Below are 20,579 nucleotides of genomic sequence, written 5' to 3'. Positions count from 1 at the left end.
TTAGAATTTATAGGTGTAACTAATGGAAGGAATGATGGGAAAAAGGCTCACCTGCTTGAGTGCTGGCTTGGAAGTTTCGTAATATTTTCCGTTCTGGTCGTACGCTCCCATGCTTTCGCTGCCCCAATACAGGTAGAATGGGTTTTGCCGGCTGTAAGCGTTGTAAAATGAAAGCGACCAGGTTCTAATACCGTGTTTCTTTTGCTTATGAAAATTCATACTCACATCCATCCGGTGGTAAGAAGGCATGCGGTAACACTATTACGTTCTCCGTAATAAACAAGATTCTGGTTGTAATAACGCGGCCGTTCTCCGGGAAGCATTGAGTCGTATCGTTGTTTTCCAAGAGTAGTCGCATTCCCGGTACCGTAAACCCACACCATTCCGATGTCGAATTTCTTCGAAAATTCATGGATCAATACCAAACTGACGTCGTGCCGGCGATCGTATTTTGCCGGGAATTTCTTTCCAAAATTCAGGTTCTCAAATTTGCGGTCGGCCCACGAAAGTGTGTAACCAAGCCAGCCCGTAGTTTTGCCGGTTTTCTTTTCAAGCATTACTTCGGCCCCATACGACCATCCCTTCCCCATTTCAATTTTCGATTCCCAGTCTTTGCTAACGCCGGTGAACGAAGCGCCTTCTTTGTATTCAATCAGGTTATCCATCGTTTTATAGAATCCCTCAATTGTCAGGTCATAACCCTTGCCTGTTTTTAAGGCAGCCCCCACAGCTATCTGATGCGATTTTTGCGGCTTCACATCTTTGGTTACCGGAAGCCACAAATCGGTAGGCAAACTAATGGTGGAAGAACTCAGTAAATGAATGTACTGGCTCATTTTTGTGTAGGACGCTTTCAACGAAAGGTTATCGGAGAAAAGATAGCGCAACGACAAACGCGGCTCCAGCGAGGTATAGGTTGTATTTTGAACATTAAACAAAGAAAAATGCACGCCTAAATTGGCCCTTAGTTTGGACGTAATGTCGTAATTATCTTCAACAAAGGCATTGAATTCTATGGCTGAGATGTTTTTGTTTCCATAAATTGTATCGTTTTTTTCTGAAGGATATTCTGAATAATCTCCAGTCGTGCGTTCATGATTCACCCCGGGTTTAAATTTATGCCAGATATTGGAGGCCCCAAATTTAATGGAGTGCCCGCCTCCCGGGTAGTAATCGAAATCGACTTTGGCCGTTAAATCGTTTATGCCCGAGTGGTAATTGAAATAATCTTCATCAAAAGTATTGTCATTGGTATTGATAAGCTTGTATTCTTCGCGTACGTCAAACTTGTAATCGCTGTAGGTAAGCGTAACATTGCTGAACAATTTTGGGTTGTACACATAATTCCACCGAAGCGCCGAGGTAATGTTTCCCCAGCCAATTCCCATGTCATACTTATCCAGGTAGCGGATGTTATTCTCTGAATAGCGGGAATCCTCTTTTGCGTAAGCCTTGTCGAGCCCCGCATAGGTAGAAAGAAACAACCTGCTTTTGTCCGAAAACTTATGGTTGATTTTTGCGTTGAGATCGTAAAAATAATACCCCCCGGTTATCTTTTCGTTGTCAGCTTCTTTGTTGGCAAGCATAATAAAAGGCCGGGCCAGTAAATCAACATACGTTCTTCTTCCGGAGAAAATAAACGATGTTTTGTCTTTCTTGATCGGTCCTTCAATGGAAAAGCGCGAAGAAATCAGCCCGATGGAAAATTCCCCTTTAAACTCCTGGTCGTTTCCTTCTTTCATCCGGATATCGACCACCGAGGAAAGCCGCCCCCCGAAACGCGCCGGGAAACCGCCTTTGTACAAAGTAACCGTTTTAACGGCTGCCGGATTGAAAACCGAAAAGAAACCAAACAAATGGCTTGCGTTGTAAACCGGCACACCGTCCAACAAAAAGAGGTTCTGATCGGGTCCTCCTCCCCTCACGTAAATACCGCTCGTTCCTTCGGCCCCCGACTGCACTCCCGGTAATAACTGGATCACTTTCAGCACATCGGGTTCGCCCAACATCAGCGGCAGCTTATCCAGTTTTTCGGTGGGTAATTCCACCATACTCATCTGGCTGCGTTCCACGTTCGATTTGTTGGCCCGTACCGTTACTTCGTCCAGCTCGCCCATCAATTTAAGTTTTATGTTTATTACCGTGTCTTTTTTCAGGTCCAGTTCCAGCACCTGCTTTTCGTATCCCACAAATGAATACTGAATCTGCGCTTTTCCGGCAGGCACCGTTAAACTGTAAAAACCATAAACGTTGCTGACATTCCCCGTTTCTTTTTGAAGGTCGTAAACATTGGCATTAATCAGACCTTCGCCGGTTGACAGGTCTGTAACATAACCGCTAATCGTAACTTTCTGCGCATTTGAGAAAAAGAAAAAAAACACAAATGCGTTACAGAGGTAAAACTGTTTCATAGATTTTTTTGAGTTGTTTTATGAATCAAGGTTCAACTTACGGGGTCAAAAGTAGAGACTTATTATGTTAGCAATTATTAAGAGTGGTGAACAATTACTAAGAAAACTTAATGAACCTTTATTTACGTAAGCATCTATCCCTTAGCGTGAACTTATCGGCATACAAGGCTGAGGGAGTGATCAGTTGAAGGACTGAAGGATGGAGGGACTGAGTTCAGGGTTCAGCGTTTAAAGTTCAGAGTGCTTCGTACTGCGAGGGGCCAGCGACACGGCAACACCGAACGGTAAGCAATTGCTAAATTGGAAAACAAGCTGCGAGCTTCGAGCTACAAGCTTCAAGTTTGTCAGATATTCATTTCCCAACTGAATACTGAGACTGTAAACTGCGACTACAACACCCCCTCCGTCATTCCGTCGTCGAAGCCTCCGGAATTCCTCGTCCCCCTGAATGAGGACAAATGGGAAATGCTGTGAGCTGGGCTAAGTTGTAAAATTGTAAAACGGTTAAATTGCAAAGGGCATGGAGCGGAGAGCAAAGAGCACAACTCTGAACTATAAACTACAGGCTACGAGCTACGAGTACAAAACAGTAACACGGCAATACGGCTGCACAGCAACACCCCTCCTTCTGATTGCTTCTCCGTCCGTCGGCTGCCGGACGAATCGCAATGACGTCCGTTTTTGTTTTCGTTTGGCAGCGGACATAGAGAGTCGTAGCTGGGAATTGTCAGCTGCTGTCCGCTGCCGGAACACCCCCTCCTTGACGTCATGGCGAGGGATCCGCCCGTCAGCAGACGGACAAGCGGAGACCGAAGCCAACTCTTTCAAAGAGCATGGAGCGGAGTGCAAAGAGCACAACACTGAACTCTGAACTTTAAACTCTGCTACTACACCACCCCCTCTGTCATTCCTTCGTCGAAGCCGCCTGAATTCCTCGTCCCCCTGAATGGGGACAAATGGGAAGTGCTGTGAGCTGGGCTAAATTGTCAAATTGCAAAACTGTTAAACTGATAAATTGCATAGGGCATGGAGCGGAGAGCAAAGAGCAAAGAGCATGACTTTGAACTATAAACTACAGGCTACGAGCTACGGGTACAAAACAGCAACATGGCAATACGGCTGCACAGCAACACCCCTCCTTCTGATTGCTTCTCCGTCCGTCGGCTGCCGGACGAATCGCAATGACGTTCTTTTTTGTTTTCGTTTGGCAGCGGACCTATTGTGTCGTAACAGGAAATTGTCATCTGCTGTCCGCTGCCGGAACACCCCCTCCTTGACGTCATGGCGAGGGATCCGCCCGTCAGCAGACGGACAAGCGGAGACCGAAGCCAACTCTTTCAAAGAGCATGGAGCGGAGTGCAAAGAGCACAACACTGAACTACAAGCTTCAAGCAAAATACAGCAGCACTGCAACACCGAATTTTACAGCGAATACGAACGGGCACGAACAATTGTGGATTAAAGTCAATCAATGATCAAAATTTTTAAAACAAATATCGCGGAGTAAAAAACAAACGACTCCGCGATTAAAACATTTAACCCGGCGAGTAAAACAAAGATGTCCGGGAGTAAAACATTAAACTCCAAAGCTTTCGCACAGATGGACAGGATGAAAACATTTAACCCGAAGCCTGACACATTAAACACCGGACCCGACACATTGACAGACCCGGTTAAAACATTTAACTCCGCCACCAAAACATACGACTATGAAGGTAAAACATTGAACTCCGGGATGAAAACATTGAACACGACACTTAGCACAAAGAACACCTACAGAGCAAGTTACAACCGCATAACAGTGGGCTAAAAAACAGCACTAAAGAGGACCACGTATCAGTATTATGTTTATATTTATTGAGCTAAAAACCAAAACCTTTTGACTACACGCCCGCAAATAAAGCCCACACAGGAACAACACCGCCAGCCGTGCAATCACTTGCTCCGGTATAATTATATCCCCCGCTTTTCGGAGCGGGGCACGGATTTACGCTATATACAGGTCTTGCCGAGGTATGGATTGGGCAAAAGCACCGAAAAAAATGAGATAATGAAAATAACATGACTGGTGAGGATATGCGCTGGTTAGCCATAAGTGAAAAAAGATGACCTTTACTGAAATAATACAACACGGATTGACTAATCTTCCTTTAATAAGGAAGCCTGGAGACGACTTTCGCGAATATCTCTTCGAAAAGTTAAATTCCTTTGATAAAATTATACAAGAGTCAAATAATTTATCAGGAAATGTCAATGGGATTGAATTTAACCATGAAGTATTCAAAAAAAGGAATCATATATTGGTTGAAGGAATAAAAAAAAACTATTGATGGCTATTATGAAGGTAATCCGCATAAAGCGTATACAATAATTGCTCGTACTTTAAAAGAGAGTGCAGTTGTTCAATATTTGAATAAAGATTTTAACCTTCCTGAAAATTCAAATTTCTATCGAATAAGGAAAGTTAATAGTAACTATCCGATAACAGTAAAAGAAATATTTCATATCCCTTTTAATTTGCGCGAGAGAGTGGCAACTCAAAGATTTAGTATACCCGGGTTGCCGTCGCTATATCTTGCAAACTCATTATTTGTTGCATGGGAAGAACTCGGAAGACCGTCGGATAATTACATTCAGGCATCGAGATTTTGTAATAACAGGGAATTGAGATTGCTTGATTTGGCCAATGATATTTATCAAAATGGCCATTTAATCAAAGGAAATGAAGCGCATGGTTGGCAATTGCTATACTATGTGATGGTATGGCCTTTAATTGCAGCTTGCTCTATAAAAGTACCAGAAAGTGATGTTGCATTTAAACCAGAATATATTATTCCACAGCTATTGTTACAGTGGATTAATAAAAATGAACTTGATGGAATAAAATATTCATCCACCCACATTAATACATTAATAAATAGACATGTTGGACATTTATACAACTTAGTTATTCCGGTAAAAACATTTAATAAGAGTAGCGGATTCTGTGATGAATTAATTAAAACATTTAGTGTTAGTAACGTTGTTCCAATGCAAATAAATCAGTTTACAGACAATACAGGCAATGATTCTGAATTAGTAAATCAAGACGTGGAGCGGATAGAACTTATTGAGGGAAGAAGTGTATTGTACTCTAATACCACATTTGGGAAAGTTGAGAAATACTTAAATAAATTGATTGTAAATAAAATCACCAATGGCTAACATGTACATATTGCAGGGCGGGGTTCGGTGTTACGCCAACTGCGTCCCGAGGCTTCGGGATCGTTTCGCAGTTCCTTGTCCGTCTGCTGGCGCCGATTTGCATGCACCGAGGGCAATTCAGGCAAACAAAAACAATATGCAAAATACACCGACAAATTAGAGTTTAACTTTTTGACAGAACCGAACTGATTAAATACCAAATGAAATCCACATTCAGAAATACGGAAGTTACTCTTTTAATTGCTTTCATATGCTTGCTTGTAATAATGTCGATATTTATAATGTGGATACGGTTTGGAATTGACTTTTTTTTTAGTAAAAGTAGCACTCTTGGTTATTGGCATTTTAGGAGTATTTATTGTTCGGGCAACCGTAAAACTTATCATTGAAATGATTAAATGGATTATAAAAAAATAAAAATCGAACGCATAACAAACTGTAAATTGCATTGCGGGGTTCGTGCTGTGTCGTAGGCTGGATCCTCGAATCGCAGTTCAGTACTGTAGGACAGGAACGAACTCCGAAATCTGCAACGACAACTGGCAAGTGACCGTTAGCTGTTATTATAGAACGACACTACAAATGACAATAAAATTATACATATTGATTTTCCTTACAGCAATCTCAAACTTGACTATACTTGGACAAAGTAATGTCACTTGGACTTCATTTTGGAATAAAGACACGACACTGATAGGTTACAAAGACGAAAATGGTGTTGTGAAAATAGAACCAAAATTTACCGGCTTTACGAGTGCAGGAAAATTTGAAAATATAATTGCAGTTGTAGAAAAAAGTAACGATAGATGGAAAAGTTACTATCTAACTAAACAAGGTAAAATAATAGGTAGAGACAGTTTACACATATTTGATAATACTCCTGACTGTGAAAGCGAAGGATTTATTCGTTTTAGAGACAAAAAAAATGACAAAGCAGGAATGTTTAACAAAAATGGGGATATAGTAATTCCAGCAGAATATAACGACTTGACAAGAGTCAGGAATGGAATGATAATCGCACTGAAAGGTGCAGAAAAAAAATATTGGGATGGTGAAGAGCATTACAGTTGGATAGGTGGTCAGGAACTTCTTATTGACACTAACAACAATGTGCTAATTGATGACTTTAAGCTCAACAATAATTTAAACTTCTTTTCCCTTGAAAAGACAGAGACTCCAAATTCCGATATAATAAGAAAATCTTTTTTAGCAGTAGATGAAAGCTACTACTCATTTGTTGACTTTGAAAAAGAATTTGTTCAATGGCTTAAAAAGGATTTATACAATAACCTTACACCTGAGAAATTAATAAATGCATCTTTAGATACGATTACTTGGGAATCTGCAGAAGGTTGGGATAAAACAAGCAGAGAAAAATTCATAACCGACAATTTCTCAATTCTAAAAAATGGTTTATTTGAAATTTTACAACCTAACTGTGAGTATTTTATATCAAAAGACGGATTAAATCCATTTATGTTTGACGGCGTTGAATTTGATAAATATTTCAATAATTGTGGTGAAGCCAAAGAATGGATTTATCCAACAATGACAATCATTATATCACATAAAAACAAAAAGGATTTTTCGCAAAATCATTACGAATTTTTACGAACTGACAATGGGTATAAACTAATTTCAGTAGCAATAAGAAATGAAAAAATAAGATAACAACAGCTAACACAGGTAACCGTTATAGGGCATTTGGAAAACGAAAACCATTTAACAAAGCTTTCATCCTTTTAAATCGGCTTAACATATTATTGTTTTTTCTTTGTCCATATCTAAAAAGCCAAAAATGAAAACATCTCTTATTACAGTCTATATCTTATTAGGACTACAAATCATTTTGTTTGGACAGGAATCAGCAATAAAATTTCGAGAACTTGAAAATCTTGAAGATCTAAAACAAGAAGCAGCCAGAGAGGATAAGAACATTTTCGTATATCTACATTATAAAGGTTGTCCCCATTGTGTGAGAATGGATAAAAATGTTTTGAATACAACCGAGGTCGGAGAATATTACAATAATTTATTTGTATCTCTTTCTTTAGATATTCACACTGACAGTCTGGGGGTGTATTTCAGTTCCGAATATCTACCGGGTGGTTATCCCGCATATTTATATTTTGATAGCAATGGCAATTTAAAACACAAATACCAAGGTTACAGAACTCCGAAAGAGTTTATTCAAATTGCAGAAACCGCATTCAATGAATCGAACAATTTTAATTATTATCATCAAAAAGTTAGTGAGGGAGATTTAAGTTCAGAGAACCTACGTAAATATTTCAGTTTTGGGTATGTACCAGAAAAAGATTCTTTAATTAACATTTACCTGGCAAATTGCAGCCAAGACCAATTGTTCTCTTCTGAAACGTGGTTATTACTCAAGGAAAATACTACACATTATAAAAGTCCCTTCTTTAATTATATTCTTACCCACGAGGATGAATTTAGAAGAAGTGTAGGAGCGAAAGAAGTGGATGATTTTCTAATCAGTCGTTGGGTTTTTATGGTTAATCAATGGTCAGCTTGGTGGGCAAACGATGTCCAACGAAACAAAATGAAGAAAAAACTACGAGAAACCAAACACCCCCTTTGTGAAAGAGTAATTCATCAGGTCGATATGGAAGTGTGGATTGAGAGAGCAAGTTGGCGAAAGGACTCAAAATCTAAATTGAAAAATTTTATAAAAGAAGCACATGAATATCATACATATGGTTATGACGATTGGAAAAATTACTACAAAGCAGCGTGGATAATACTTGCCAATTCTGAAAAAGTAGATAAAACCGAAATTGATTTTGGATACACATTAGCAAAAACAAGCGTTGATTTACATAAAGATTTTGAGAACTTATACATTTACGCTCACTATTGTAAACAAATGGGACACGCACATGATGCCATTGCCTCTATGAATGAATGCCTTCAATATGAAAAACCAAAGACCAATCCCAAATACATTGAGAAAGCAAATAAGAAAATAGAAGAATGGAAAAACGCCCTATAGGAGTTGCAAATGGCATTGCGGTGCAGTGGTGTGCGTTGTCTATGCTCCTTTCCTTACCACTATGTCTCATTGCACCTCAACAGTGTCTGTTATTTCTAAAAAGATCGTGATTCTGCGGATATTCCACAAGACTGATTTTAACCTATTGCTACACCCTCACAGCAAGTTACACATTCCGAAAAGCTTAACTATTGGATGCGATTGGCGAAAATTTTAAATAACTTTACGGGTAATCAGAAAATCGGTACAATGAAAAAGATACTGTTAATTTGCTTGCTTCTCTTTTTCGGACTATCCAAGCAATTATTTGCAAAAACCGGGATGGCAAGTGACGAGACTGAATTCGCTTTGGCCCTGGCCGGTTTTCTTCTCTTAGTGGCAGGATTTTTTGAAGGAACCGGCTATCTGAAAAAAAATGGCAAAGGTCTTTTTATCAGGTTTCGGACATTTCTGAGAAATAAGCTGTTAACGCTAAGGAATTCTCATTGAGCCCCTCTCCTGCTGGCGTGGAAAGAACACCATTGGAGTCAAATAAAAAAGTGAAGGCATCTCGTTAAAAGATGCCTTCACTTTTTGGGCTAGTAGCTCAAAGCCAGCGGCTCACGGCTTATTTCACAATATCCATTTCGTCGAGCAAATAACCGGCACCGGCAAACTTGTCGACAATAAACAGAACATAACGAATATCGAGCGAAATGTTGCGGCACACTTTTGGGTCGTACATAATATCACTCATGGTTCCTTCCCAGCAACGGTCGAAGTTCACGCCAATCAGTTCGCCGTTGGCATTTACCACGGGGCTTCCCGAGTTTCCGCCGGTTGTGTGATTGGAAGCGGTAAAACATACCGGAACCGTTCCGTCCACTTCGTAAGCGCCAAAATCTTTGCTTTCGTACAATTCCCTCAGACGATCCGGCACATCGTAGTCGTAAATCTCCGGATTGTCTTTTTCCATGATGCCGGTTAAGGTGGTGTAATACTTGTATTCCACCCCATCCACAGGCTCGTAACCTTCCACTTTTCCGTATGCAACGCGTAACGTGAGGTTCGCATCCGGGTAAAATGCTTTTCCTACGTTCTTCTCCATTAAACCGGCCATGTAAATTTTCATGGCTGCATCAATGGCTGCACTGGCTTCTCTTACTTTGGGGCTAACAGCGGTTTCGTTGATGTAATCGATTTGTTTGTACAGATTCACAAGCGGATCTTTACGCAGCTTCAGCAATTGTTTGTCGGAACCATCCCGCAGCAACTTTTCCAGTTTTTCGCGGTTGGACAAAACCGATTTACGATACACTTTTTCGACCAGTTCACGGCCACTGTATTTCTGCACCATTTCCTTTAGTTCAGCCGGAACAAACTCATCCGACAAGCCCTCTGCCAGCAGGGGCATCAATTCAGCAAAAAGCTTTTCATCGGTCGGCTGGTTGAAGTTTTTGTAGAAACCTTCCAAACCGGCCACCGCAGCTGCACGCCTTACTTTTGCCACTTCCTCCTGCTTCCCTTCGAAAAAATTAATGATGGAACTTACCGCCTGTGCATGCCGGAAAACCTCCACTCCCCGAAGCACAACCTCCGAATAGTAATCACTCGCTTTTACATATTTGGCATACACCTCGTATTGCTTTTCAAACTCGTCAAAAACAGGTTTGTAGGTACTTTCCCAGGTTCCGTTTTGTACGGCCCAGTTTTTAAAGTCCTGTTCGTAAGCCAGTTTTTTATTCACTGCATCCAAACGTTCGAGGCCTTTTATCTCGCCCTGCCACTTTTTCCAGGCATTGCTTATGCTCTGGTACTTGGCTGCATACTGAATGCGTATGGCCGGATCAGATTCCATATCGGCACCGATGATCTCCAGTTTTTTATCGCGCAGCATGATGCGATCGGGGTCCCGCTGATTCATGGTAATATCCACCGCCTGGTGCGGCCAGTATTCCATGGTGGTTCCCGGGTTACCAAATACCATAGTAAAATCGCCCTGCTGAACACCTTTCATCGAAACGGGGAAGAACTTTTTGGGTTTGTACGGAACATTGTCGGGCGAATAATCTGCCGGTTCGTTGTCTTTGCCGGCGTACACCCTGAACAGCGAAAAGTCGCCGGTATGACGGGGCCACATCCAGTTATCGGTATCGCCTCCAAATTTTCCGATGGCCGACGGCGGAGCGCCTACCAAACGCACATCGCGGAAAACTTTGTACACATACAAAAAGTACTGGTTGCCATAAAAAAGCGGTTTTACCGATGCGGAGAATTTCCCTTCCTGCTCTGCATTTTTCAGAATAGTTTGCGTGTTGGAACGGATCTTATCACGAAGAGCGTTTTCATCGAGTCCCTCGGTTCCTTCCATCACCTTGTCGCTTACATCTTCCATGTATTCCAAAAAGCTGACAGTAAGCCGCTGGTTTGGGAGTTCCTCGCTTTTGTTCATGGCCCAGAAACCGTTGGTGAGGTAATCGTGCTCAACCGAACTGTGTGCCTGAATGGCACCGTAGCCACAGTGGTGGTTGGTAATTAACAGGCCTTCGTCGGAAATAAGTTCACCGGTACAGCCACCGCCAAAAATAACCACGGCGTCTTTCATGCTTGCATGGTTTACATCGTAGATATCCTGCGCAGTCAATTTAAAACCCATTTCCTGCATTTCAGCCAGGTTGTACTTTTCCAAAAAAATGGGAACCCACATTCCCTCTTTGGCCGAAACCTGAAAGGCCAAAAGAAATCCCAGCAATACTGCCGTCCAGTTTTTACACAACATAAGAAGTATTTGTAATTAATTCGTAAATGGAGTCAAAATCACGCTCCTAAAAAATGATTTTCAACAATTTCAGACAAAGATATAAATTAGTGGTACTTAGCCATGGCATTTCGGGCGGGCTTGCCTGCCTTTCGGGCAGCTGTTTTTAAACGAAAATCAGGATTCAGGTCAGTCACCAACAGAAATATAAGTACTATTGATTTCGAACTTAACCCTCCCACTCCTCACTCTCCGGAGATAGCTCTCCGATACGGGTATTCTTTGGTAATTATTTCGAATGGACGATAGCTGTGCGGCGCACGGAACTTCAAATCGCTGAAATACCAAGAGATTGCGCCTGTTGCCAGCTCGGATCACTCCCCCGGGTTGCACTCTCCGTCTGTCAACTGACGGATCGTTTACCCGCGGTTATTATTGTTTCACCCTTCCAGGGTGATCAAATCGACACTGAAGGTGTCGAATATCAATAACCCGGCGCTTTGCACCGGGTAAATAAGCATCCATGTTTCGTCCGGCGAAGAAAGTTGTTTCGTGATGGTCTGTAATCCCGGACGAAATAATATTGTCCTGCATTAAATGCGAATCATAAAAAGAAGTGCAGAAAGAAACCATTGTATCGGAGGAACAATCAAGATGAATTTGAATATTCAGAACTCTATTTTGTTGTTGATTTTAGAGAAGCTCTCAAACAAAAAAAGCGGAAGTATACACCCCCGCTCAAAAAAACTAACGTTAAATATAAAATCTCAAAAACTTCAAGAAGTCTATCTTTTGTTCTTTCTCACTTTTACTTTTTCTTCCTGCTTCTTTTCTTTCTTCTCTTGTCGTTTTTCCTTGATACTCTTTTGGGCTTCTTTCTGCCCGTCTCTTTTCTTTGCCATAGCATTTAATTTTAGATTACTACTAACATTGAATTTTATACTGTATTATAAAGCACTGACTGACAACAGCCAGCAACTCGTTCAAACAACTTCTCCCCGGTATTTGCACCGCGGAAAAAAAACTAAAAAGCAAGAAGGATTAGTTGACAGTAAACTGCCAACTAACCTTCCTGCCAAATGCAGTTACCTGCATTGAACTAAAAAAACGGAATGAATTAAAAAATCGCTAAACGAAGTTTCTCTAGGATAAGAAACAGGTTTATATATTAAAATCACCAACAGCTTCTGGCTGATAATGAATACTTAATACTTTTATGCGATGCTCTTTCCCCCATGCCTGGTAGGTAATTACATCGTTGCTTTTACGAAGAAAGATGGCCGAGCCCAGGTTTGAAAACACCGAGATCTTATTTTCTCTAACATTTTCGAATTCGGGATAAACCAACTCAAGTTTAAAAGTAAAATTATCGTCGTCGGTTTTTATTTCAATCACCGACCCCATGGTAATAATATCAGGCGGAATTTCGTCAACCTGTACCTTTTGTGCAGCCAATACCCTTTTTTTAAGCTGTTTCAGATTTACAATCTGATCGGCGTACTCCTTCTCTGCGGTTACAATGCTCCGCATAATTCTCTCAAAATCCAAAACCGAGATGATCTCATTCTCCTGTGTCATTGACTTCATGGTTTAAATTATGTTATCCGGAAGCAGGTATTTCAAATTATAATTCGTACAGCACTTTACGGCCCCTGTTACTTTCTGAAGTTCAGGTAGTATAATCGCCGTTTGCCTCGGGTTGAAACACGATGTTGCAGATCTTCATCTTTTTAAGCCCGCCGGGAACTTTAAACGATATTACACTGCCGGTTTTATACCCCAGCAAGGCACTTCCGAGGGGCGATAAAATAGAAATGTTACCTTTCTTAAAATCGGCATCTTTGGGATATACCAGGCGAATGGTCATTGATTTGTTGGTGTCCATATCCACAATTTCCACCTGCGTATTCATCGTAACAAATTCGGCCCCGATTTTTTTTGAATCGATCTTTTTGGCCCTTGTAAGCTCAGTCTCCAGAAAGCTAACTTCTTTTGAAGCTTCTTTATTAAACTGTTTAATTGAACTGATAATGCCGTTCAACCTCACATAATCCAATTTTGTAACTTTTATAATATCTTCCATCATCTAATAGATTAAATTTTAACTAAAAAAATAAAACGGGATAATCCTAGCGCGAAAAACGGCTAGCTGAATGGCAAATACCAAGGCTTGTCACGTTTCCGGCAGCTACAGGAAAGAAGATCCTGTAACCCTCCACTGACAGTGGACGATCGCCTGAAACCAGCACTTGTATATTTACTTTTTCTCTCATCTATAAATCGCATCCGATATTTTTATATCGTATCCGATGTAAATATATAAATTAATTTTATTACTTTCCATATAAAAAGTACAATACCGATGAATTATAGCTTGCTAAGGCAAACAATTGACTTACTGGAAGAGTATGAACAGCTTGAACAACCCGCTGACATTTTGGATTTTGCCTACTGGTTAGTTGGTAAGTACAGTGCCGAAACAAAAGAAAGCATCTCCTACCCTTCGCAACGGAAAAACACGGAAGCTACTGACAGTCCACTGGCTATCAAAAACTTTAGGCAGGAAACCCGGTTCCTGGAATACGTGGCGCGCATTGCCCGCTACCACGAATTTTACGTTCGGAAAGCCTTGCAGGACCTCGATATCAATACCCGGCTCGAGTTTCTGTTTCTGCAAACCGTTGAAAGTTCTGACCTGGTGAAAAAGACTGACCTCATTAATATCCACCTGTTGGAATATACCACCGGGATGGATACCATTCACCGCCTGATTAAGAAGGAATTTATAAAAGAAGTGCAAAGCACCGAAGACAAACGAGTTAAGTTACTGGCCATTACCGAAAGAGGAAAAGAAGTGCTGGGGCAAACCTCGAAAAGAATACTCGAAGAAAATGAAATGTTCTTTTTAGCCATCAATAACCGATGGAAAAAAATGACCCCTCTCCTCGAAGAAATCGATAGTTTCCACCACAAAATTTATCAAAATCATAACAATAAACCTTTTGCCGAAATCAGTAACCTGATGGATTCGCTGAAATATTTGTCGCAGTAAAATTTTACTTTATTTTACAGCAATTCTGCCAACCAAATATTCCCAGTAACAAAAACCAACCGGGAATTCACATTCTGCGCAGATAACAGCAAAATTTGGGCAGATTCGTTTCAAAATGACACCATGCTAACAAAAATCATTTTAAATCATAATTAATTTCATTTTTCGTTAGTAGATGCGCTTTACTTTATTTGTTAGTTTTACCCTTTCAACAAAATCTAAATTACAGTTTATGATTCTTGGCTTATTAAAAGAGTATGGAACTGAAACACGTGTTGCGTTGTTGCCTGAAACCGTAAAAAGCTTTACAGATCTGAAAGTAGAAGTTTTGGTAGAAAAAGGTGCAGGGGAACATGCGTGTGCCACCGACGCCGATTACGAAGCAGTGGGTGCCAAAGCAGTTTCGAGAGCAGATGTTTTTGGCAAAGCAGATGTTTTGCTGCAAATTCAGCCAACGGCTGAAGGCGATGTCGACAAGATCAAGGACACGCAGGTATGGATCAGTGCTTTTAACCCGCTGTGGGAAACCGAGTTGGTAAAAACATTCCTCGACAAGGGGCTAACTACCTTCAGCCTCGACATGATCCCGCGTACCACCCGTGCACAGGCGATGGACATTCTGTCGTCGATGGCAACCGTTTCAGGCTACCAGGCAGTGCTGGAAGCCGCGGCCAACCTTCCCACCTTCTTCCCTATGTTTATGACAGCCGCCGGTACCATTCGTCCGGCCAATGTGCTGATACTGGGTGCCGGAGTTGCAGGATTGCAGGCCATTGCCACCTCGCGAAAACTGGGCGCGCAGGTTCAGGTGTTCGACGTTCGCTCGGCAGTGAAGGAAGAAGTAATGAGTTTGGGCGGTAAGTTTGTGGAAGTGGAAGGCGCTACCGAAGACAAAGCTGCCGGAGGTTATGCAGTAGAGCAGACCGAAGAATTCAAGAAAAAACAACAACAGGCGATTAACGACCACGCTGCAAAAGCCAATGTGGTGATCTGTACCGCGCAGATACCGGGCAGAAAAGCTCCTTTGCTGGTTCCCAAAGAAGCCGTTGACAATATGAAGGCGGGTTCGGTGATTATCGACCTGGCAGCCTCCACAGGCGGAAACTGCGAACTCACCAAAGACAACGAAACAGTGGTTTACAACGGAGTTAGCATTATCGGGCAGTCGAACTATCCGGCTAAAAAACCGATTGATGCCAGCCGCATGTTTGGAAAGAACGTGTTGAACTTCATGAAACTGATCATTGCGGAAGAAGGCGCCCTGAACCTGAATTTTGAAGACGATATTGTAAAGGGCACCTGTATTACGCATGCAAAAGAACTTTACAACGAACGCGTTAAATCAGTCATCGAAACCAAATAAAAGAACCAGATATGGAAAACGTATTAACTTTTTTAACCGCGAATAAAGATGCGATATTCATTATTGTTTTATCGGTATTTCTGGGCTTCGAGGTTATTTCAAATGTACCGTCGGTATTGCACACGCCCCTGATGTCGGGAGCCAATGCCATCAGCGGGGTTATTATTATCGGGGGCATTATCCTGGTAGGACATGCTTCCACCACCTTTGAATGGGTGCTGGGTTCGCTGGCGCTTTTTATGGCTACACTGAATGTGGCCGGAGGTTTTGTAGTTACCGACCGAATGCTCGAAATGTTTAAAAAGAAGAAAAAATAACGATGAATGCTATGATTATACTAAATACATTAATGCCCGGACAAGTTGTCCTGGAATACAGTTATCTTCTTTCTGCCATTATGTTTGTAATCGGGCTGAAGCTTCAGAGCCACCCCGAAACCGCCCGTAAAGGAAACTTCTGGGCCGCTTCGGGTATGATTCTTCCGATGATTACCACCTTAATATTAAACCGCAACGGCGCCGGCGAAGGAATCGGGATGGGGAACGTTATTGCCATTCTGCTGATTATTGCCGCCGGAACAGTGGTGGGGTCCATTATGGCACGCAAGGTGAAAATGACCGCCATGCCGCAAATGGTATCTTTCTTTAACGCCACCGGAGGTGCTGCCTCTGCTGCTGTGGCACTGATCGAATACACCAAAAACCCCGACCAGGCAGTGCTGGTTGGCCTCCTGGGACTGGTAGTGGGTAGTATCGCTTTCAGTGGAAGTATGATTGCCTACGGAAAGCTCGACGGCAAAGTAGGCGACATTTTTGCCAAATTCATGACCTATGTGAACCTGATGTTCATGGCAGTGATTGTTGCTGTGATCGTGCTGGTATTGTTCGGAGGCTTTGATGCACAAACCCGTACTTACCTGGTTTTCGGATTGCTGGTTATTAGTTTGGTTTACGGTGTAAGCTTTGTAATGCCCATTGGCGGAGCCGATATGCCGGTGGTTATTTCGTTGCTGAACTCGTTAACGGGTATCGCAGCTGCCATGGCCGGTTTTATTTACCAGAACGAAGCCATGATCCTGGGCGGTATTTTGGTAGGCGCTGCTGGAACAATTCTGACACTTCAGATGTGTAAGGCCATGAACCGTTCGCTGATCAATGTGATCATCGGATCGTTTGGAGGCGGTGGAGCCAGCCATGCCGATGTACAGGGCAGTATCAAGGAAATTACCTTGACCGACGCAGCTGTTTTGCTGAGCTACTCGCAAAAAGTGGTAATTATTCCCGGATACGGCTTGGCCGTAGCCCAGGCGCAGCACATTGCACACGAACTCGACAGTCTGCTGGGAAGCAAGGGAGTTGAAGTAAAATACGCCATTCACCCGGTCGCAGGCCGTATGCCCGGCCACATGAACGTATTGCTGGCCGAAGCCGATGTACCCTACGAACAGTTGGTGGAAATGGACGACATTAACCCCGATATGCCGAACGTGGACGTTGCCATTGTGGTGGGTGCCAACGACGTGGTGAACCCCGCAGCATACGACGACCCGGGCAGCCCGATCTACGGTATGCCGATCATCGATGCGCACCTGGCAAAAAACATCATTATCATGAAACGTGGTATGGGTAAAGGGTATGCCGGTATCGAGAACTTCCTGTTCTTTAACGACAAAACCCGCATGCTGTTTGGCGACGCCAAAGGTACCATGACCAAACTGGTAAGCGAAATCAAGAGTATGTAATTGAGCCGCAAGCTACAAGCTTCGAGCTTTGAGCGATAAGGAAATGCCATTTCTGTCAGCCGACGGAAGTGGCATTTTTTCTGAAGCAATAGAATCCCTGACACATTCCAACGAATTCATTAAAAGCAAGAAGCTGCAAAAAAGAAGCAATTTCTCTTTGAAGTTCCTACCTATTTATTATTGTTTTTAGAAAGACTGTTGTTAATTTACCCCCATGAATGAAGTAGACAAATACATCGCCGGATTTCCTGAAAATGTTCAGGTTTTGTTAAGCCAAATGCGAAACTGCATTCGGGAAGCCGCTCCGGAAGCTGTCGAAAGCATCGCCTACGGGATGCCCGCGTACAAACTCAACAAAAAGCCGCTGGTTTATTTTGCAGCTTACGCCAGGCACATCGGGTTTTATGCCACACCAAGCGGTCATCAAGAGTTTGCCAGCGAACTTTCGGTTTACAAACAGGGCAAAGGTTCGGTTCAGTTTCCGATCGAAGAACCTCTCCCAACCGATTTGATCAGAAGAATAGTAGCATTCAGAGTAAAAGAAAATATGCTGAGATAATTAGGGCATAAAACTATTCCAGCTTGTCAAATACCTGAGAGTATAAACCTTTTTTTGTAATTTTGATCAAGGAACCAATAACCTAAAAGCCCATGAATTCGATTTTGCATATCCTGGCTTCTTTATGCTTCGGTATCGCATGTTTCTTACCTCTAACATCTCTTGGACAGAGTTCGCCCTCCGAACAGGACACCACGATTATGAACGACGAAATTGAGGAGATCACCATAACGGCTTTTCGTTCTCCCTACAATGTTTTTAATACACCGGCACCGGTCAACCTGATTCTGAGTACACAGTTGGAAACCGGGAATGCGCTCACCCCGGTTGATGCCTTAAACCGCATTCCGGGAATTCTGATGCACCACGGAACACTCAATACCAACCGCTTAACCATTCGGGGAATTGGATCGAGAACGCCTTACGGAACCAATAAGATTAAAGCCTACTTTGGTGATATTCCGCTTACGGCCGGAGACGGCGAAACGACCCTCGAAGACCTCGAGAACCTGTCCATTCAGCGAGTGGAAATCATCAAAGGCCCCTCGTCGAGTTTGTATGGCGCAGGATTGGCCGGGGTTATTTTGTTTCATCCCAAAAATGTCGTCAAAGATTTTGTCCAATACAACAACACAACCGCTTCTTTTGGTACCTCAAAAAATACCTTGTCGGCCGGAATAAATGATGGAAAGCTGAATATTTTTGCTCTTGGCTCGCTGCTAAACAGCAACGGTTACCGCGATAATAACGAAACCGACCGCGGAAGTTTGTTTCTGAATTCAGTGTACAAATTCTCTGAAAAAACACACTTACAGGCGCTGATCCGGGTCACAAAAATGAAAGGGCATATCCCAAGTTCGCTCGATCTGGAAACATTCAATACAGCCCCCAAAAGTGCCGCAGCCAACTGGCTGGCAGTAGCCGGATACGAGAAATACACAAAGGCTCAGTTTGGCGTTTCATTAAACCGCTTTACCATGCGCGACGGCAAAATTTCGGTAGCTGCTTTTGGTAGCTTCCGCAACCTCGATGAGCTAAGACCCTTTAACAAACTCGAAGAATCGTCGGATTACCTGGGTTGGCGGGCCGAAATGCAAAAAGTAGTGGCTGTTCCCAATGCCCGGTTTGTTCTTACCACCGGAATTGAAATGTTTCGCGAAAGTTTTAACTGGAGTACACATAACAACGATACCCACAGCCTGCTTTCCGATAACAACGAAAAACGGCAATACGAAAACCTGTTTGTTCAACTCGAATCAAACATCTACGACCGGGTGTTTATTTCTACCGGAATCAACGGAAACCTTACCCGTTTTAACTACACCGATCGTTATACGGATAACGGCGACCAGTCGGGAAAACAGAACTACAAACCAGTTTTATCGCCGCGTCTGGGCATCAACGTGTTGTTAAAAGACGAGCTTTCGGTTTTTGGAAATGTCAGTCATGGCTTTTCTACCCCATCGTTTCAGGAAACGTTATTGCCCGAAGGCGAAGTAAATCCGGATATAAAACCCGAGACCGGCTGGAATTTTGAAATTGGTTTTCGTTCACAGTTTAAAAACAGGTTACGGCTTTCGGCCAGTTACTACCGCATTTACATCAACAACCTGCTGGTGGCCCGTCGCACCGGAGAGGACGCTTACATTGGAGTTAATGCGGGGCAATCGGTTCATCCCGGTGTGGAAGCCGAAATTACCTGGAACGCCATAACATTTCACGGAAAAAACCTGCTGATCCTTCAGGGAAGTGCCACACTGGCCGATTATCATTTTACCGATTTTGTGGACCTGAATAAAGACTACAGCGGGAAACTGCTCCCCGGAACCGCCCGGCAACTGCTATCGTTTTCGGCTCAACTAAACCCAATGAAAAATATTTCGTTCAATGCCTGGCACCAGTACACCGGGAAAATGCCCGTAAACGATGCCAATTCCGCTTTTTCAAAAGCCTTTGGCATTACCGGGATCGAACTCAAATACCAGGGAAAAACGGGCCGATTGAAACTGGGAATCAAAGGTGGAATTCAGAATGTTTTTGACGTGCATTATGCCTCGATGCTGGCGGTTAATGCCCCTTCGTTTAACGGTGCGTCGCCCCGGTATTATTACCCCGGAGACCCGCGAAACTATTACGTTAGCATTTTAATCGGACTGTTGGAAAAACAATACTAAGCCAGCTTTTCCAGCTGCCGGAATACAGGAACAAGCGACTTTCCACTTTCGGAGAGGTAATATTCAATGTGCAGAGGTTTTTCCCTAACCACAACTTTTTCCAGCAACCCGGCTTCTTCCAGTTCCCGTAAAGCAACGGAAAGTGTCTGTTTATTTATTCCTTCAATCTCGCGAAGTAAGCTGCTAAAACGCAACGGTCCATCTGTTGCCAGCCGAAAGATCTCTGGTTTCCATTTCCCTGCCAACAACTTCAACATTGCCTGTGCCGGACACGTTTCGCTATCTTCTGTATTCTTTCTGATGGTCATAAAAATCTGACTTA

16 protein-coding genes are annotated in these 20,579 nt (G+C 42.7%); 10 read left to right on the top strand and 6 right to left on the bottom strand.

Annotation, left to right across the window (positions count from 1 at the left end; all coding sequences use genetic code 11):
- Together INQ51_RS12620 and INQ51_RS12615 are read right to left on the bottom strand one after the other, a co-directional pair.
- The gene (locus INQ51_RS12620; RefSeq protein WP_233378326.1) at nt 1-249 is read right to left on the bottom strand and encodes a hypothetical protein; all 249 of its coding nucleotides are present in this window, start codon (nt 247-249) and stop codon (nt 1-3) included.
- Nucleotides 222-2,411, bottom strand: a complete 2,190-nt coding sequence (locus INQ51_RS12615) for a TonB-dependent receptor (protein WP_233378325.1) — start codon at nt 2,409-2,411, stop codon at nt 222-224. Before INQ51_RS12615 ends, INQ51_RS12620 begins: the two co-directional genes overlap by 28 nt.
- A gap of 1,600 nt (nt 2,412-4,011) precedes the next feature.
- Here INQ51_RS12615 and INQ51_RS12610 point away from each other — a divergent pair.
- From INQ51_RS12610 to INQ51_RS12595, 4 genes are all read left to right on the top strand, one after another.
- Nucleotides 4,012-4,221: a hypothetical protein gene (locus INQ51_RS12610; protein WP_233378324.1), complete on the top strand. Its 210-nt coding sequence runs from the start codon at nt 4,012-4,014 to the stop codon at nt 4,219-4,221.
- A 599-nt stretch (nt 4,222-4,820) separates the two neighbouring features.
- Nucleotides 4,821-5,615 (top strand): RES domain-containing protein, encoded by a 795-nt coding sequence (locus INQ51_RS12605; RefSeq protein WP_233378323.1) that lies wholly within the window; start codon nt 4,821-4,823, stop codon nt 5,613-5,615.
- 582 nt (nt 5,616-6,197) lie between these two features.
- Nucleotides 6,198-7,286 (top strand): WG repeat-containing protein, encoded by a 1,089-nt coding sequence (locus INQ51_RS12600; RefSeq protein ID WP_233378322.1) that lies wholly within the window; start codon nt 6,198-6,200, stop codon nt 7,284-7,286.
- A gap of 127 nt (nt 7,287-7,413) precedes the next feature.
- Nucleotides 7,414-8,631 carry a thioredoxin family protein gene (locus tag INQ51_RS12595; RefSeq protein WP_233378321.1) on the top strand — a complete coding sequence of 406 codons (1,218 nt, stop codon included), beginning with the start codon at nt 7,414-7,416 and terminating at the stop codon, nt 8,629-8,631.
- Nucleotides 8,632-9,238: 607 nt separating this feature from the next.
- Here the strand turns inward: INQ51_RS12595 and INQ51_RS12590 are convergent.
- The 3 genes from INQ51_RS12590 to INQ51_RS12580 form a co-directional block, all read right to left on the bottom strand.
- Nucleotides 9,239-11,389: a S46 family peptidase gene (locus tag INQ51_RS12590; RefSeq protein ID WP_233378320.1), complete on the bottom strand. Its 2,151-nt coding sequence runs from the start codon at nt 11,387-11,389 to the stop codon at nt 9,239-9,241.
- Nucleotides 11,390-12,529: 1,140 nt separating this feature from the next.
- The gene (locus INQ51_RS12585) at nt 12,530-12,946 is read right to left on the bottom strand and encodes a GreA/GreB family elongation factor (RefSeq protein WP_233378319.1); all 417 of its coding nucleotides are present in this window, start codon (nt 12,944-12,946) and stop codon (nt 12,530-12,532) included.
- Between the two features lie 91 nt (nt 12,947-13,037).
- A complete protein-coding gene (locus INQ51_RS12580; RefSeq protein ID WP_233378318.1) occupies nt 13,038-13,454 on the bottom strand; it encodes a GreA/GreB family elongation factor in 417 nt (138 codons plus the stop codon).
- 276 nt (nt 13,455-13,730) lie between these two features.
- Here INQ51_RS12580 and INQ51_RS12575 point away from each other — a divergent pair, with 276 nt between their 5' ends.
- The 6 genes from INQ51_RS12575 to INQ51_RS12550 all read left to right on the top strand — a co-directional run bounded on the left by INQ51_RS12575 (nt 13,731) and on the right by INQ51_RS12550 (nt 20,257).
- Nucleotides 13,731-14,420 carry a MarR family winged helix-turn-helix transcriptional regulator gene (locus INQ51_RS12575; RefSeq protein ID WP_233378317.1) on the top strand — a complete coding sequence of 230 codons (690 nt, stop codon included), beginning with the start codon at nt 13,731-13,733 and terminating at the stop codon, nt 14,418-14,420.
- Nucleotides 14,421-14,652: 232 nt separating this feature from the next.
- Complete coding sequence (locus tag INQ51_RS12570; RefSeq protein ID WP_233378316.1) at nt 14,653-15,783, top strand: NAD(P) transhydrogenase subunit alpha; 1,131 nt, start codon at nt 14,653-14,655, stop codon at nt 15,781-15,783.
- 11 nt (nt 15,784-15,794) lie between these two features.
- On the top strand, nt 15,795-16,100 hold the full coding sequence (locus INQ51_RS12565) for an NAD(P) transhydrogenase subunit alpha (protein ID WP_119439355.1): 306 nt from the start codon (nt 15,795-15,797) through the stop codon (nt 16,098-16,100).
- 11 nt (nt 16,101-16,111) lie between these two features.
- Complete coding sequence (locus tag INQ51_RS12560; RefSeq protein ID WP_233378315.1) at nt 16,112-17,524, top strand: NAD(P)(+) transhydrogenase (Re/Si-specific) subunit beta; 1,413 nt, start codon at nt 16,112-16,114, stop codon at nt 17,522-17,524.
- 214 nt (nt 17,525-17,738) lie between these two features.
- Nucleotides 17,739-18,083: an iron chaperone gene (locus INQ51_RS12555; RefSeq protein WP_233378314.1), complete on the top strand. Its 345-nt coding sequence runs from the start codon at nt 17,739-17,741 to the stop codon at nt 18,081-18,083.
- 200 nt (nt 18,084-18,283) lie between these two features.
- Nucleotides 18,284-20,257 (top strand): TonB-dependent receptor, encoded by a 1,974-nt coding sequence (locus INQ51_RS12550; protein WP_233378313.1) that lies wholly within the window; start codon nt 18,284-18,286, stop codon nt 20,255-20,257.
- Here the strand turns inward: INQ51_RS12550 and INQ51_RS12545 are convergent.
- Nucleotides 20,254-20,565, bottom strand: coding sequence for a winged helix-turn-helix transcriptional regulator (locus tag INQ51_RS12545; RefSeq protein ID WP_119439358.1), 312 nt, complete (start codon nt 20,563-20,565; stop codon nt 20,254-20,256). The genes INQ51_RS12550 and INQ51_RS12545 overlap by 4 nt on opposite strands.
- Nucleotides 20,566-20,579 lie beyond the last annotated feature (14 nt).

The organism is Maribellus sp. CM-23 (assembly GCF_021354595.1).
Lineage (GTDB): Bacteria > Bacteroidota > Bacteroidia > Bacteroidales > Prolixibacteraceae > Draconibacterium.
Note: the sequence above shows the minus strand (reverse complement) of the source record. Positions and strands in the feature narration are given on the sequence as shown.

Coding starts and splice junctions, on each gene's coding strand:
- INQ51_RS12615 (WP_233378325.1), bottom strand. CDS start 2,411: ATGAAACAGTTTTACCTCTGTAACGCATTTGTGTTTTTTTTCTTTTTC.
- INQ51_RS12550 (WP_233378313.1), top strand. CDS start 18,284: ATGAACGACGAAATTGAGGAGATCACCATAACGGCTTTTCGTTCTCCC.
- INQ51_RS12590 (WP_233378320.1), bottom strand. CDS start 11,389: ATGTTGTGTAAAAACTGGACGGCAGTATTGCTGGGATTTCTTTTGGCC.
- INQ51_RS12610 (WP_233378324.1), top strand. CDS start 4,012: ATGGACAGGATGAAAACATTTAACCCGAAGCCTGACACATTAAACACC.
- INQ51_RS12585 (WP_233378319.1), bottom strand. CDS start 12,946: ATGACACAGGAGAATGAGATCATCTCGGTTTTGGATTTTGAGAGAATT.
- INQ51_RS12600 (WP_233378322.1), top strand. CDS start 6,198: ATGACAATAAAATTATACATATTGATTTTCCTTACAGCAATCTCAAAC.
- INQ51_RS12575 (WP_233378317.1), top strand. CDS start 13,731: ATGAATTATAGCTTGCTAAGGCAAACAATTGACTTACTGGAAGAGTAT.
- INQ51_RS12620 (WP_233378326.1), bottom strand. CDS start 249: ATGCCTTCTTACCACCGGATGGATGTGAGTATGAATTTTCATAAGCAA.
- INQ51_RS12595 (WP_233378321.1), top strand. CDS start 7,414: ATGAAAACATCTCTTATTACAGTCTATATCTTATTAGGACTACAAATC.
- INQ51_RS12560 (WP_233378315.1), top strand. CDS start 16,112: ATGATTATACTAAATACATTAATGCCCGGACAAGTTGTCCTGGAATAC.
- INQ51_RS12555 (WP_233378314.1), top strand. CDS start 17,739: ATGAATGAAGTAGACAAATACATCGCCGGATTTCCTGAAAATGTTCAG.
- INQ51_RS12580 (WP_233378318.1), bottom strand. CDS start 13,454: ATGATGGAAGATATTATAAAAGTTACAAAATTGGATTATGTGAGGTTG.
- INQ51_RS12565 (WP_119439355.1), top strand. CDS start 15,795: ATGGAAAACGTATTAACTTTTTTAACCGCGAATAAAGATGCGATATTC.
- INQ51_RS12570 (WP_233378316.1), top strand. CDS start 14,653: ATGATTCTTGGCTTATTAAAAGAGTATGGAACTGAAACACGTGTTGCG.
- INQ51_RS12545 (WP_119439358.1), bottom strand. CDS start 20,565: ATGACCATCAGAAAGAATACAGAAGATAGCGAAACGTGTCCGGCACAG.